This window comes from Pseudomonas sp. MPDS, from assembly GCF_013283895.1.
Taxonomy (GTDB): Bacteria; Pseudomonadota; Gammaproteobacteria; order Pseudomonadales; family Pseudomonadaceae; genus Aquipseudomonas; species Aquipseudomonas rhizophila.
Window position 1 is genome coordinate 5,967,242 of record NZ_CP054128.1, and the last position, 14,754, is coordinate 5,981,995.

General features: G+C 62.9%; 11 protein-coding genes and 1 pseudogene. 10 read left to right on the forward strand and 2 right to left on the reverse strand.

The genetic code is table 11. The features are described 5' to 3' along the window. Positions 1 to 69 precede the first annotated feature (69 nt). From ubiE to HQ912_RS26515, 10 genes and pseudogenes are all read left to right on the forward strand, one after another. The gene (gene ubiE / locus HQ912_RS26470) at positions 70 to 840 is read left to right on the forward strand and encodes a bifunctional demethylmenaquinone methyltransferase/2-methoxy-6-polyprenyl-1,4-benzoquinol methylase UbiE (protein WP_047225985.1); all 771 of its coding nucleotides are present in this window, start codon (positions 70 to 72) and stop codon (positions 838 to 840) included. Further along, a pseudogene (locus HQ912_RS26475) lies at positions 840 to 1,464 on the forward strand (SCP2 domain-containing protein). The gene ubiE and the pseudogene HQ912_RS26475 overlap by 1 nt, the downstream one beginning before the upstream one ends. Continuing rightward, positions 1,461 to 3,065 carry a ubiquinone biosynthesis regulatory protein kinase UbiB gene (gene ubiB, locus HQ912_RS26480; RefSeq protein ID WP_047225986.1) on the forward strand — a complete coding sequence of 535 codons (1,605 nt, stop codon included), beginning with the start codon at positions 1,461 to 1,463 and terminating at the stop codon, positions 3,063 to 3,065. Before HQ912_RS26475 ends, ubiB begins: the two are co-directional and overlap by 4 nt. An 81-nt stretch (positions 3,066 to 3,146) precedes the next feature. After that, positions 3,147 to 3,545 (forward strand): phosphoribosyl-AMP cyclohydrolase, encoded by a 399-nt coding sequence (hisI, locus tag HQ912_RS26485; protein WP_003196931.1) that lies wholly within the window; start codon positions 3,147 to 3,149, stop codon positions 3,543 to 3,545. Then, a complete protein-coding gene (locus tag HQ912_RS26490; protein WP_003186671.1) occupies positions 3,538 to 3,870 on the forward strand; it encodes a phosphoribosyl-ATP diphosphatase in 333 nt (110 codons plus the stop codon). The genes hisI and HQ912_RS26490 overlap by 8 nt, the downstream gene beginning before the upstream one ends. A gap of 24 nt (positions 3,871 to 3,894) precedes the next feature. Then, positions 3,895 to 4,182: a twin-arginine translocase TatA/TatE family subunit gene (locus HQ912_RS26495; protein ID WP_047225988.1), complete on the forward strand. Its 288-nt coding sequence runs from the start codon at positions 3,895 to 3,897 to the stop codon at positions 4,180 to 4,182. A gap of 10 nt (positions 4,183 to 4,192) precedes the next feature. Beyond that, positions 4,193 to 4,612 (forward strand): Sec-independent protein translocase protein TatB, encoded by a 420-nt coding sequence (gene tatB, locus HQ912_RS26500; RefSeq protein ID WP_047225989.1) that lies wholly within the window; start codon positions 4,193 to 4,195, stop codon positions 4,610 to 4,612. After that, entirely contained in the window at positions 4,609 to 5,403 is a 795-nt protein-coding gene (gene tatC, locus HQ912_RS26505) for a twin-arginine translocase subunit TatC (RefSeq protein ID WP_076383016.1), read from the forward strand. The genes tatB and tatC overlap by 4 nt, the downstream gene beginning before the upstream one ends. Then, on the forward strand, positions 5,400 to 6,107 hold the full coding sequence (locus HQ912_RS26510; protein WP_047225991.1) for a 16S rRNA (uracil(1498)-N(3))-methyltransferase: 708 nt from the start codon (positions 5,400 to 5,402) through the stop codon (positions 6,105 to 6,107). Before tatC ends, HQ912_RS26510 begins: the two co-directional genes overlap by 4 nt. A gap of 134 nt (positions 6,108 to 6,241) precedes the next feature. Continuing rightward, a complete protein-coding gene (locus HQ912_RS26515) occupies positions 6,242 to 8,149 on the forward strand; it encodes a methyl-accepting chemotaxis protein (RefSeq protein ID WP_409936852.1) in 1,908 nt (635 codons plus the stop codon). A gap of 147 nt (positions 8,150 to 8,296) precedes the next feature. Here the strand turns inward: HQ912_RS26515 and HQ912_RS26520 are convergent, their stop codons facing one another. After that, on the reverse strand, positions 8,297 to 8,764 hold the full coding sequence (locus tag HQ912_RS26520) for a chemotaxis protein CheW (RefSeq protein WP_047225993.1): 468 nt from the start codon (positions 8,762 to 8,764) through the stop codon (positions 8,297 to 8,299). Beyond that, the gene (locus tag HQ912_RS26525; RefSeq protein ID WP_173407473.1) at positions 8,757 to 14,675 is read right to left on the reverse strand and encodes an Hpt domain-containing protein; all 5,919 of its coding nucleotides are present in this window, start codon (positions 14,673 to 14,675) and stop codon (positions 8,757 to 8,759) included. The genes HQ912_RS26520 and HQ912_RS26525 overlap by 8 nt, the downstream gene beginning before the upstream one ends. Positions 14,676 to 14,754: the final 79 nt, after the last annotated feature.

The following is a 14,754-nucleotide window of genomic DNA, read 5'->3' on the forward strand; positions in this document are numbered from 1 at the left end:
TCAGGCTTGCCAAGACAAAGCCCTCCACCGGGATTAGAATGTCCCGCATTCTTTTTTGGTGACAGCGATATGACTGATCAGCGCAAAGGCAGCGATGCCGAACCCACCACTCACTTCGGCTTCAAGAACGTGCCGGAAAGCCAGAAGGCGGAAAAAGTCGCTGAGGTTTTCCACTCGGTAGCCGCCAAATATGACTTGATGAACGATCTGCTCTCGGGTGGCATGCACCGTCTGTGGAAGCGTTTCGCGATCGAACTGTCGGGTGTGCGCAGCGGCAATCGGGTGCTGGACATCGCCGGTGGCACCGGCGACCTGACGAAGAAGTTTTCTCACATTGTCGGGCCGACCGGTCAGGTGGTGCTCGCTGACATCAACGAGTCCATGCTCAAGGTCGGTCGTGACCGCCTGCTGGACCTGGGTGTGGCCGGCAATGTCGAGTTCGTCCAGGCCGACGCCGAGAAGCTGCCCTTCCCGGACAACCATTTCGATTGCGTCACCATCGCCTTCGGCCTGCGCAACGTCACCCACAAGGAAGACGCCCTGCGCTCGATGCTACGAGTCCTCAAGCCCGGTGGTCGCCTGCTGGTGCTGGAATTCTCCAAGCCGACCAACGCGCTGATGTCCAAGGCCTACGACGCCTACTCGTTCGCCTTCATGCCACTGATGGGCAAGCTGATCACCAACGACTCGGAAAGCTATCGCTACCTGGCCGAATCGATCCGCATGCACCCGGATCAGGAAACCCTGAAGTCGATGATGGTCGAGGCCGGTTTCGACCGCGTGACCTACCACAACATGACCTCGGGCATCGTGGCCCTGCACCGCGGTATCAAGCCCTGATGCTGCTCACCGGCCTGCTCGCCAGCGTCGAACTCGGCGTCAATCGCGTCCTGCGCCTGGACAGTACGGCGCTGGCGCGCTTGGCGCACTTAAGCGGCAAGGTGATTGCGGTGGATTGCCGCAGCCCCGCATTGCGGCTGTTCATCCTGCCCAGCGACGAAGGCCTGATGCTCGCCGCACACTGGGAAGCCGAGGCCCACTGCACCCTGCGTGCCCCGGCATCGAGCCTGGTGAACCTGGCCCTGAGCAAGGACAAGACCGCCGTGCTGCATGGCCCTGAGGTGGAACTGGACGGCGACAGCGGCGTGCTGCTGGAGCTGGCGGCGATTCTCCAGGACCTGGAGCTGGACTGGGAATATGAAGTATCCCGCTGGCTCGGGCCGGTGGCCACTCAGCTACTCAGTGGCCATCTGCGCAGCCGCACTCGCTGGTATCGCCAAGGCTTCGCCAGCCTGGGGCAGAATCTGAGTGAATACCTGGCTGAGGAATCGCGTACTCTCGTAGGCCAACGCGAAGCCGACGCCCGCTTTAATGAACTGGACCAGATCAAACTTGACCTGGAACGTCTCGAGGCGCGTTTCGAGCGCCTTTCCCGCTCCCTTGAAACCAAGCGATAACGCATGAAGCTGCTTGCCGTCCGCCGTTTGTTGCGCATCCAGCGCGTCGTGATCCGCTATCGCCTCGATGACCTGCTGTTCGCCCTGCCGCTGCCCTGGTTTTTGCTGGCGCTGCGCTTCGTGCTGCCGTGGCGCTGGTTTCCCCGGCGAACGCTGGACCTGAGTCGTGGCGCACGCCTGCGCCTGGCCTTGCAGGACCTGGGACCGATCTTCATCAAGTTCGGGCAGATCCTCTCGACTCGCCGCGACCTGTTGCCCGAAGACATCGCCGATGAATTGATGATGCTTCAAGACCGCGTGCCGCCGTTCGATTCAAAGGTCTCGGTGGCCCTGATCGAAGAGCAACTGGGCAAGAAGATCAGCGAAGTGTTCAGCCGTTTCGACGTCGAGCCGTTGGCCTCGGCCTCCGTGGCCCAGGTTCACGCTGCGCAGCTCAAGAGCGGCGAAGAAGTGGTGGTGAAGGTTATCCGCCCGGGTCTCAAGCCGATCATTGCCCAGGACCTGGCGTGGCTGTTCATTCTCGCCCGGGCCGCCGAGCGGCTGTCGGCCGATGCGCGCCTGTTGCACCCGGTTGACGTGGTCCTGGATTACGAAAAAACCATTTACGACGAACTCGATCTGCTGCGCGAAGCCGCCAACGCCAGCCAACTGCGGCGTAACTTCGAAGGCTCGCCGCTGCTCTATGTGCCGCAAGTCTATTGGGACTGGTGCCGTCCGAAAGTGTTGGTGATGGAGCGTATCTACGGCATCCAGGTCACCGACCTGGCGACCCTGGCCGACCAGCGCACCGACATGAAACTGCTGGCCGAGCGCGGCGTGGAAATCTTCTTCACCCAGGTGTTCCGCGACAGCTTCTTCCACGCCGACATGCACCCGGGGAATATCTTTGTCAGCACCGTGCAACCGTGGAGCCCGCAATACATTGCCATCGACTGCGGCATCGTCGGCAGCCTGACTCCCGAAGACCAGGACTATCTGGCCCGCAACCTGTTCGCCTTCTTCAAGCGCGACTACCGCCGCGTCGCGCAACTGCACATCGACTCCGGCTGGGTGCCGGCCGAGACCAAACTCAACGAATTCGAAGCGGCGATCCGCACGGTATGCGAACCGATCTTCGAAAAACCGTTAAAAGATATTTCATTCGGCCAGGTGCTGATGCGCCTGTTCCAGACCGCGCGTCGCTTCAATATGGAGGTTCAGCCGCAGTTGGTACTGTTGCAGAAAACCTTGCTGAACATCGAAGGCCTTGGTCGCCAGCTATACCCGGACCTGGACCTGTGGAACACCGCCCAGCCGTTCCTCGAACGCTGGATGCGTGAGCGCGTGAGCCCCAAAACCTTGCTGGGCAACGTGCAGAGCCAGTTCGAGCAGCTCCCGCATCTGGCCAACATGACCCGCGACCTGCTCGAACGCATGTCCCAACCCCACGCCCACGATCCCGCGCCGCCGTGGAAAGAACGCGGGGACGACTGGTTCATGCGCCTGCTCGGCGCCGCTCACCTGGGTGGCGGTGCAGTACTGGCGAGCGGGGGCCCGTTGAGTCAGCTGGGCCACTGGCCCGCCGGCATCATGGTCATCGTTGGTTTGTATCTGGTCGTTCGTCGATAGCCAGCACCGGTTCACGCTGGCACACTGTTTCAAGGCTGGGCCCGTCGACTTGAGATGCGCGGCCCATTGTCGGAGTCGAAGATGAAAAACTGGCAGGACGAGATCAAATGGGACGCTGACGGCCTGGTGCCGGCCATCGCCCAGGATCACAAGACCGGGCGCGTGCTGATGATGGCCTGGATGAACCGTGAAGCGCTGGCCCTGACCGCCGCTGAGAACCGCGCCATCTATTGGTCACGTTCGCGTGGCAAGCTGTGGCGCAAGGGTGAAGAGTCCGGGCACGTGCAGCACCTGCACGAGATGCGCCTGGACTGCGACGGCGACGTCATCATCCTGATGGTCGAGCAGGTCGGTGAGATCGCCTGCCACACCGGCCGTCAAAGCTGCTTCTATCGCGTCTTCGAGAACGGCGACTGGAAAACCGTCGACCCGGTGCTCAAGGACCCGCACGCCATTTATTCAGGACATACCCATGAGTGACACCCTGACCCGCCTGGCCCAGGTGCTGGAAGAGCGCAAAGGCGCAGCGGCCGACAGTTCCTATGTCGCCAGCCTGTACCACAAGGGTTTGAACAAGATTCTGGAAAAGGTCGGTGAAGAGTCGGTCGAGACCATCATCGCCGCCAAGGACGCCGCCATCAGCGGCGACTGCAGTGACGTGATCTACGAGACCGCCGACCTGTGGTTCCATAGCCTGGTCATGCTTGCCCAACTGGGGCAGCACCCGCAGGCTGTACTGGATGAACTGGACCGTCGTTTCGGTCTGTCCGGGCACGTCGAGAAAGCCTCGCGTCCGTCCGCCTGATCAACTTACGAGAGGAATAGCCACATGGGTATTTTTGACTGGAAACACTGGGTCGTCATTCTGGTGGTCGTGGTACTGGTGTTCGGCACCAAGAAACTCAAGAACCTGGGCACTGACGTTGGCGAGTCGATCAAGGGCTTTCGCAAGGCCATGAACGACGACGAAAAACCGGCCGACCCGGCAGCGACGCCCGCTCAACCAGCGCAGCCGAGCCAACCGGTTCACCCACAGGCCACTCAACCTGTGAATGCCCCGCACACCATCGATGTGCAGGCACAGAAAGTCGAAGAGCCGGCCCGCAAAGACTCGTGAGCACTGACTAATGTTTGGGATCAGCTTCACTGAACTGCTGCTCGTCGGCCTCGTCGCCCTGCTGGTACTGGGCCCCGAGCGGCTGCCGGGCGCTGCGCGCACCGCAGGTCTATGGATCGGGCGGCTCAAGCGCAGCTTCAATGCGATCAAACAGGAAGTTGAACGTGAAATCGGGGCCGACGACATTCGTCGGCAACTGCACAACGAACACATTCTGTCTCTGGAGCAGGAAGCGCGGAAAATCTTCACCCCGACCCAGCAGGAGCCGACACCGGTTCAGCCGGCGGTCGAGCCGACGATTGCCCCCCAGGCGCCGGTGGATGACACGCCGCCTGTAGCAGCCGCGCCCGCGAACCCCGTGGAGCCCGCCCCGACAGTGGCGGCACCAGCCGTTCCTAACGACCCTACTTTGCCGCCGCGAGCCCCATGAGCGATATTCCTGAAAACGACCAGCCGATGCCGCTGGTATCGCACCTCACCGAGTTGCGCACCCGCCTGTTGCGTTGCGTGGCGGCGATTTTCGTCATCTTCGCCGGGCTGTTTGCCTTCACCCAACAGATCTACACCTTCGTTTCCACACCGCTGCGCCAGTACCTGCCGGAAGGCGCGACGATGATCGCCACCGACGTGTCGTCACCGTTCCTGACGCCGCTCAAGCTGACGATGATGGTCTCGTTGTTCCTGGCGATCCCGGTGATCCTGCACCAGATCTGGGGCTTCATCGCGCCAGGCCTGTACAAGCATGAAAAACGCGTTGCCGTGCCGCTGCTGGTGTCCAGCATTCTGCTGTTCTACACCGGCATGGCCTTCGCCTACTTCTTCGTATTCCCGTTGATCTTCAAGTTCTTTGCCGCCGCCACTCCCGCGGGCGTGGAAATGATGACCGACATCACCAGCTACCTGGATTTCGTCATGACGCTGTTCTTCGCCTTCGGCGTGGCGTTCGAAATCCCAGTAGCCGTGGTACTGCTGGTGTGGATCGGCGTGGTCGACGTTGCGTACCTGAAGAAAATTCGTCCGTACGTGATCATCGGCTGCTTCGTGGTCGGCATGATCCTGACCCCGCCGGACATCTTCTCCCAGACCCTGCTCGCCGTGCCGATGTGGCTGCTGTTCGAGATCGGCATCCTGTTCGGCGGTCTGGTGCGCAAGCGCCGGGAAGAAGCAGACGATCAGCCGGTCGACGACCATAACGACCAGCCGCCAGCGACCCAAGCGTGAACCTGCTGCTGCTTGAAGAGGCCGACTTCATCGGGCCTGACCGCGTCGTGCTGAGCGATCGCCGCTTGACCCACATGCAGCAAGTGCACCGTAGCGCCGTCGGTGACAGCCTGCGGGTCGGGCGTATCGGCGGGTTGATGGGCACGGCCCAGGTGCTGCGCCTGGAAGCCCATGAAGCCGAACTGCAAGTGACACTCGACCAACCTGCGCCGGTCAAGCTGCCACTGACACTGGTGCTGGCCCTGCCTCGACCGAAAATGCTCCGGCGAGTGCTCCAGACCATCGCCAGCATGGGCGTGCCGCGCGTGGTACTGGTCAACAGTTACCGCGTGGAAAAGAGCTTCTGGCAGACCCCGTTCCTGGAGCCCGAGGCCATTCGCGAACAACTGATCCTTGGCCTGGAGCAGGCGCGCGACAGCGTGCTGCCGGAGATCATCATCGAAAAGCGCTTCAAGCCCTTCGTTGAAGACCGCCTGCCGGCCATGGCGAACGGCACCTGCGGTCTGGTCGGCCATCCGGGGAACTACCCCCCCTGCCCTCGCGCGCTGGACGAACCCGTGACCCTGGCCATCGGCCCCGAAGGCGGCTGGATTCCTTACGAAATCGACCTGCTGGCCAAGGCCGGACTGCAACCGGTACAACTGGGCGAACGCATCCTGCGCGTCGAAACCGCCGTTACCGCGCTGCTCGCACGGTTGTTCTGACCCCCTGCCGCTTGCCCGTTTTTTGTGGCGAGCGCCAGGATTCTCAGTTCATTTCTACAGATCCCTCCCGCCCCGCCGATACAGCTCCCATAAAACCAATTCAGTGCAGCAAGGGAGAAATCAGCATGTTCCGAATGCTTACCCAGAGTCTGGGAAACGTAAGCGTCAATCACAAACTCGGCTTCGGCTTCGGTCTGGTGCTATTTCTAACCTTGATGATCGCTTTCACCGGTTGGAGCGGCCTGGGCAATGTCATTAGCCGTGGCGACAAGCTGGGCTACATTTCCAGCCTGAACGAGTTGAGCAAGGACCTGCGCCTGGCACGCCTGGACTACTACACCACGCGGGGTGAAAACGGTCCGCAGGAAGTCAACGATCTGCTTGCCAAACTCGAGACCGGCCTGACCGCAGCCCGCCAGATGATCGAGCAGCCGGCCGACGTGGCGCTGATCGACAAACAACTGGCCGCTGTGGCCGAGTACAAAAGCGCCTTCGCCGAGATGGCCAGCGCCACCGTCAGTCGCGAAGATGCCCGCAGCAAACTCGGCGCCAGCGCCGACAACGCCGTGGCCCGCGTCGCCGAGGTTGAAAAAGCCACGCTGCAAAGCGAGAACGTCGCCCAATTCAACAGCGTGGTATCCCTGAGCAAGGCGATCCAGCAAGCGCGTTATCAGGTTCGCGGCTACACCTACAGCGGTAAGAACGAAGCCCAGCAACCGGCCCTTGACGCCATTACCGATGCCCTCAAACTTCTCGCACGCCTACCGGCGCAGTTGCCTGAGGAGCACTCCGCCAACCTGCAGCAAGCCAGCGATTCGATCAACGCCTACCGTGCGGCGGTCAGTCAGTTTCGCGATTCCCAGCTTGATACCGCCGCGGCGCTCAAGCGCATGACCGAGCAAGGCGAAGTATTGCTTGAGTCCAGCAAAAGCCTGACCGTGTCCCAGACCGCCGTGCGCGACCAGGACGCCGCCCAGGCCAAGACCGTCCTGGTATCGGCTGCCGTGCTGGCCATGTTGTTCGGCGTGATCGCAGCATTGGTCATCACCCGGCAGATCGTCGGCCCGCTGGACCAGACCCTCAAAGTCGCCGAGCGCATTGCCGCGGGCGACCTGACCCACAACCTCACCTCCGAGCGCCGCGACGAACTCGGTCAATTGCAGCGCGCCATGCAGAGCATGACCGTGGGCCTGCGGCAGTTGATCGGCGGCATCAGCGACGGCGTTACACAAATCGCCAGCGCCGCCGAACAACTCTCGGCCGTGACCGAGCAGACCAGCGCCGGGGTCAACAGCCAGAAAGTGGAAACCGACCAGGTCGCCACCGCCATGCACGAAATGACCGCCACGGTGCAGGAAGTGGCGCGCAATGCCGAGGAAGCTTCCGAAGCGGCCGTCGCGGCTGACCAGCAGGCACGCGAGGGTGAAAAAGTGGTCGGCGAAGCCATCGCCCAGATCGAACGCCTGGCCCTCGAAGTGGGTAACTCCACCACAGCCATGGGCGACCTCAAGCGCGAAAGCGACAAAATCGGCAGCGTGCTGGACGTGATCAAGTCCGTAGCCCAGCAAACCAACCTGCTGGCCCTCAACGCGGCCATCGAAGCGGCCCGTGCGGGCGAAGCCGGACGTGGTTTCGCGGTGGTGGCTGACGAGGTCCGCAGCCTGGCCCAGCGCACCCAGAAGTCCACAGAAGAAATCGAAGAACTGATCGTCGGCCTGCAGTCAGGCACCGAGCAGGTCGCGACCATCATGGACAACAGCCGCAGCCTGACCGACAACAGCGTCGAACTGACCCGCCGCGCCGGTGGATCCCTGGAAAACATCACCCGCACGGTCTCGGCCATTCAGTCGATGAACCAGCAGATCGCCGCTGCGGCCGAGCAGCAGAGTGCCGTGGCCGAGGAGATCAACCGCAGCGTGCTGAATGTGCGCGATGTGTCGGAGCAAACTGCGTCGTCCAGTGAAGAGACGGCCGCTTCGAGCGCTGAATTGGCCCGGTTGGGGGTTCATTTGCAGACGTTGGTGGGGCGGTTCAGGGTTTGATGACTTGGGACTGCTTACTTGAGTTTTGTGTGTATATCCGTTGCTGCGGTAACGGCGGCAATGGATATGTACTCAGTCAACAAAACCCTGGCCGGCTATCAGCCCGACTTCGCGAGCAAGCCCGCCCCCACAGGTACCGTGTCTGACCTAGCTTTTTGCCAACCCCGAGGCAACGACCAACTCTTCCAGGGCCAACAAATCCGGCACCTTCGCCACATGCTCGCCCACTTGTACCGCCGCCTGTTCCAGCCCACACAGCGGTACATCGACGTAGCTCAGCTGGGTGTCGAGTTTGTAGGAACGCGGGATACCCTGGACCAGCAGCGCAATGAACCGCAACTCCGGGCGCCCGCCCAGTGCATTGAGCACGACGATGCGCGCACGCTCGCCGATCACGGTTTTCTGGCCGCAGGCCGACTCGAAACTCAGCAACGGGATTTGCCGTTCGCGCCAGCTCACCCAACCCAGGAACCACGGCGGAGTGTCCATATCGAACGCGCTGCTCTGGTAGTCGATCAGCTCGGCCACGGCCACGTTGGGTAAAATCAGGTGCCGGTCGGCCAGGGGTAGCAGCAGCCCAGTGATGTGCCCGGTACGCGGGTGAAGGTCATGCATGGGTTTTGCTCCAGCGGGCGATGCTGTCGAGCAGCACCGATTCCTGGTACGGCTTGCCCAGGTAGTCGTTGACGCCGATGGCCATGGCGCGGTCGCGGTGTTTCTGGCCGGTGCGGGAGGTGATCATGATGATCGGCAGGTGGGCCAGGCGCGGGTCATTGCGTACTTGCGTGGCCACTTCGAAGCCGTCCATGCGCGGCATTTCGATGTCCAGCAACATCAGGTCGGGGGAGTGTTCGGCCAGCAGCGCCATGGCATCCACGCCATCCTTGGCGGTGAGCACGTGCATGCCGTGGCGCTCCAGCAGGCGGCTGGTGACCTTGCGGACCGTCACCGAGTCGTCCACCACCAGCACCAGCAATGCTCGCGGGTGTTCGCCCTCGCCTTGCGCCGCTGCCGGGCGGCGTGGGACCTGATGAGGCAAGGCGCGGATCGGCGCCAACAGGTCGAGAATCAACACCACCCGGCCATCGCCCAGGATCGTCGCCCCCGACAAGCCCTGCACCGCCGAAAATTGCGGGCCGAGGCTCTTGACCACGATCTCCCGGGTCCCAGCGGTAGCGTCCACTTGCACCGCGATATGCCGCTCGCTGCATTGCATCAGCAGCACCGGCAACGGTTGGCTCTGGCCCAACAGTTTCGGGCGAGCGCCGGTTTTCAATAGCTCACCCAGGTAGCACAGCTCATAGCGTTGCCCGGCGTAGGTGTAGGTCGGCGGGTCGAGCTGGTAATAGCCATCCAGTTCAGCGGGCAACACCCGGACGATACTTTCGATGGTGTTCAGTGGGATCGCGTACTGGTCTTCGTGACATTGCACCATCAACGCCCGGTTCACCGCCACGGTAAACGGCAGGCGAATGCGGAAATGCACGCCCTGCCCCGGCGTAGAGTCGATGACCATACTGCCACCCAGTTGCCGCACCTCTTCATGGACCACGTCCATGCCGACGCCGCGCCCGGAAATCTGGGTGATTTTTTCGGCGGTGGAAAAGCCCGGCTGCAAGATGAATTGCAGCACGTCGCGGTCGCTGATGTCGCTGTCCGGTGCCAGCAGACCACGCTTGATCGCCTTGCTGCGCACCGCCTCCAGCGGCACGCCGGCGCCGTCGTCGCGAATGTCGAAAATGATGTCGCCACCTTCCCGGGACAGGTCGAGGCTGATGCGCCCCCGGGCCGGTTTCCCGGCAGCGATGCGCACGTCGGCTGGCTCCAGGCCGTGGTCGACGGCGTTGCGCAGCATATGCTCCAAGGGCGCGGCCATGCGCTCCAGCACGCTACGGTCCATTTCGCCTTCAGCATTGCCAACCACGAACTCCACGTCCTTGCCCAACTCCTGCGCCACTTGCCGCACGATGCGTTTGAGGCGCGGCAACATGCGCTCGAACGGCACCATGCGCGTGCGCATCAACCCTTCCTGAAGTTCGGTATTGACCCGCCCCTGCTGTTGCAGCAGGTTCTCAGCGTCGTGATTGCTGCGTTCGAGGGTTTCCTTGAGATCGAGCAAGTCCGAGGCCGATTCGAACAGCGCCCGGGACAATTGCTGCAACTGGGAATGCCGGTCCATCTCCAGCGGGTCGAATTCTTCGTAGCCCAGGCGCTCGGCCTCGACCTGCTGGCGACTGAGGATCCGGCCCTGGGTTTCGGTATCAAGACGGCGCAACTGGTCGCGCATGCGCTCGATGGTGGTTTCCATCTCGCCCAGGGCCACGCGCGCGTCGTTGACCTGCTGTTCGATACGCCCACGGAAAATCGAGGTTTCCCCAGCCAGGTTCACCAGGTCGTCAAGCAGTTCGGCGGAGACCTTGACCATGTCCGCGCCGTCGCTCGGGGTGCCGGTCTCAGGCCTTGTGGGCGCAGGCGGCGGGGTCGGGGCCGGTTCCGGCGCGGGGACGACTTTGGGCGTCTCGCTGTCCTGCGGATGATTCACCGCCTGGATCTGCGCGATCAGCCGGTCGGCAACGGGGCAGGGGTGGCCGGCGCGTACCGCATCGAGCATCTGCGCCAGCCGGTCGTGGCTGCTTTGCAGCAAGGCGAACAGCGCTGGAGTCGGTTGGAGCAGCCCCGCCGACAAGCCTTCATAGAGATTTTCCAGCTCATGGGCCAGGTCGCCGATGGGGACGATTTCCACCATCCGCGCTCCACCCTTGAGGGTGTGCAAATCCCGCAACAGCGTTTCCAGGGCCTGACGGTTCGATGGTTCGTCCTGCCAGCGCAGCAGCGCTGAGCCTGCGCTGTCGAGAATGTCGAAACCTTCTTCGAGGAAGATTTCCAGCAGCTCCGGGTCATGTCCGGCCCCCTCGCCCTGGATCGCCCCTGCCGAATCGATTGGGTTCGGCTTGTCCTGACGGAACCGGCGAATGGCGTCGATCAGCGCAACGGGATCGCCCAACGGCTGGCCCTGCTGCAACTGCCCGAGCAGCAGATCGAGGCGTTCGTGACTGCTGCTGAGCAGTTGCTCGAGTTCCTCGCTGTGGCTGTAACGGCGGTCCACCAGCCCTTCGTAGAGATTTTCCAGCTCCTGGGCCAGGTCGCTCACCGGCCGGATATCGGCCATTCGTGCGCCGCCCTTGAGGGTGTGCAAGTCGCGTTGCAACGAGGACAGCGGCGCTGCGTTGTCCGGGTCGGCCAGCCAACGTTGCAGGGCCTGGGCGGCGCTTTCGAGGATGTCCTGCGCCTCTTCGAGGAAGATCGAGGCAATGTCGTCGTCCACTGAGGTCTCAGCAGGGGCGCTGCGCTGCAGTTCCGCTGTCGCGTTACCCAGTTCGCGGATGCTCAGGGTGCGGCTGCCATCGCTGCGGATCAGGCCGGTGGCGGATGGGTCCAGGCTCTCTTGGAGCAAGCCGCGCAGGGCCTGCACCCGCTCGGGCTGCGAGTGCACGTGTTGCCCGGCGGCCAATTCATCGAGCATGTCGATCAAGGCTTCATGGGCGCGCTGCGCTTCCTGGAAAAACACGTCGCTGACTGCCAGGCTGCTTTCCTCCACTGCGCCATAGAGATCGAGCAAGGCTTCACAGAGCTCGTCCACCGGGTGCAAGTCGGCCAAGTGCGCGCCTTCGCCGAGGGTGGTCAGCTCGTCCAGCAGTGCACTGAGTTCCTGGCCTTCGCCGGGGTGCTGCTGCCAACGGCGCAACAGGTTTTCGGCATCGAGCAGGATGTCCATGCCCTGGGCGAGGAAGTTGTTGATCAGTTGGGGATCGCGCTTGGTCCGCAAGCCTTTGTCCGGTGCACTGAGGGCCGTTTGCAGGCGCTCGGCCAGCAGCGTTTGGGTTCGCTGGATCAGCTCTTCTGCGCCGGGGATCGGCGCCAGGGGGGCACCGTGCAACTGACGCAAGCCCAGGCGCAACAGGCCCTCGGCCTCCAGCAGCAATTCAGTTTCATCAAGGTCGAGGGCGATCAGGTGCGCCTTGTATTCCCGGGCCAACTGGTCCATCGCGCCGGCCAGCTCGGCAATCGGCAACACGCCGGCCATTGATGCGCTGCCCTTGAGGGTATGCAAGGCTCGCTGCAATTCGTCGTTGGCCTGCAGCGGCAAGTGTTCGGCGGCCTGGTCGAGAAAGCGATTGAGGCTGGCAAGGTGACCCTGGGCTTCGTTGTCGAATATCTTCAGCAACAACGGGTCGAGGGCGGCGACATCCTGGGCGTCTTCATCGTCATCGACGCCCTTTGCCAGCGCATGGGCACGGGCGGCCAGACGGTCGACATCGTCGCGCTGACGCTGGCGGTTGTCTGCAAACTCGCTCACCAGGGCCGGTAGCAACTGCACCGTGTCATCGAGCAACTGCCGGACCGCAGCACCCGGCTCAACACTGCGCTCCAGCACCCGGTTGAGCAGGTTTTCCACAGCCCAGGCCAGCTCACCCAAGACCAGCGCCCGCACCATCCGACCGCTGCCCTTGAGGGTATGGAAGGCCCTGCGCAATTCGGCCAGGGCGCCATGGTCGTCAGGGTGAGCGGCCCAGCGCGGCAGGTATTCGCGCAAAACGTCGAGCACCTCGTCGGCTTCTTCAAGGAAGACCTCGCGCAGCTCGTCGTCCACCGGATGCTCGTCCAACGGCGGCGGCAACAGGCTACCCGGCGTGCTCCGGGCCGGCGGGTTGACCGCCGAGACCGGGCTGGCCAGCATTTGGGCCAAGGACTGCACGGTCTGCGGGTCATCCAGCTCCTGCAAGTCCTGCATGACCTGGGCCTCGTTCGGGCTCAGCACATCGTCAAGCAACGGCACCCGGGCTTCGTCGGGGAAATAACCGAGGGCACCCAGGCTGCGCTCGACCACGTCCAACAAGGGTTCGCCGGGCGTTTCCGGGTCTTCGCTCAAACGTTCCAGGTAATATTCGAGGCCGGTGATTACGTCGGCCAGGTGATCGAGTTCTTCCCAGCCCGGCTGGGCGTGATCCAACAGCAGATGCTCGCGAATGAAACCATTGCACGCCTCCACAAGGCTGGCGGCGCGGCTCAAGGGGATCATCGCCAGCGCGCCGCGCACCTGGGTCAGCAACGCCGGTAGCGCTTGCAGTTGTTCGCTGTTCCAGTCGGCGTCGATGTAGTCGACGATCATGTCCTTGGCCTGTTGCAGGCAGGTGTGGGCTTCCTTGATAACAATCTGGTGGATCTGGGTCAGGTCTGTGGTGGGCAGGTGGCTGTCTTCAGGGCTCTCGGGCTCGACGGTGCCGACCATGCCGGCCAGAGTGGCCTCGACGTAGAGCAAGGCCCCGGCGACATCCATGAGCGTCGCGTCATCCGGCTCGCGATGACCTTGGGCGAGGCTCAGGACCACCGCCAATTGATCGATGATCACTTTTCGCGGCTGACCGAAGCCGAGCACCGCCAGGGTGTCGGCGATCTGTCGCAGGGGCGCCAGCAGGCTGTCCAGCTCCGAGGCGTGCTGGCGGTCACTGCGCACGAACAGGTCGAGCCGCTCCTTGACCCGCACCAGCTCTTCGCAGAGTGCGGCGAGCACCGAGCGCATGGCATCGCGGTCCGGTCCGGCCAGGCGTGCGCGTTCTTCGTCGACCATGGCGCTGTCGGGCAGCGCGTCGTCCAGTGAGTAGCGTTCTTTCATGATCTGCATCTGCCCGCTGGGATGTTCGGCCTTGGCAATATAGAACAACAAACTCGTCAGCAACTGTGGCGGCGCCGGTTGATTGATGCCTTGCAGGCCCTGGTCCAACAGGCGCTTGAGTTCCTTGTCCGCTTCCTTGAATAAGCTGCGCAGGGCCGGGCTATTGGCGATACGCCCCTCGCGCATGCCTTCGACCAGGGCCGACGCCACCTGCCACAGCGCATTGAGCGGTGCGCCGGCGCACAGCCCTTCCAGGCGGTGGAAGACCTTGGCCAGATAGCCGAGATGGGTGGCGTCGTCTTGTTCGCGCAACAGCCCCACCAGGGCCACTTGCAGGGTCTGGCGCAGTTTGCGCAAGGTGTTGGGCAGGTCAGGCGGTTCGAGTCGCTTCAAGGCCTCGTCACTGAGCGGCGCGATCAGCGGTAACTCTGGACTGAACAGGCTGGTCTCCGACAACAGGCTCTCGCCCCGGGCGCTGCGCAAATCATTGATCAATGGCAGCACCACCAACGGCAGGTCGCGGCGGGCACCTTGGATGCGGTCCAGATAGATCGGCAACTGCCCAAGGGCCTGGCTCAACAGACTGATGGCTTCGTCGCGATGGGCGATGCGGTTGTCCTGCAGGGCGACGCACAGCTGTTCCATCTCCTCGGCCAGCAGCGCCGCACCATAGAACTCGACCATCTGCAGGCCGCCGTGCACCTGATGAATGCACGCCAGGCAATGCGCGAGGGCATCCGCCGCCTGCGGGTCGTCCACCAGGCGATTGAGCGCCAGATGGGCCTGCTTCAGCGTTTCGGCAATCTCGCCCTTGACCCACTCCAGGGCCACATAGTCGTGCCGATCACCCATAACCACTCCAAATCAACAGTCTAAGACGCAGGAACATCAGCCCTTGTGGCGAGGGGATTTATCCCCGCTGGGCTGCGAA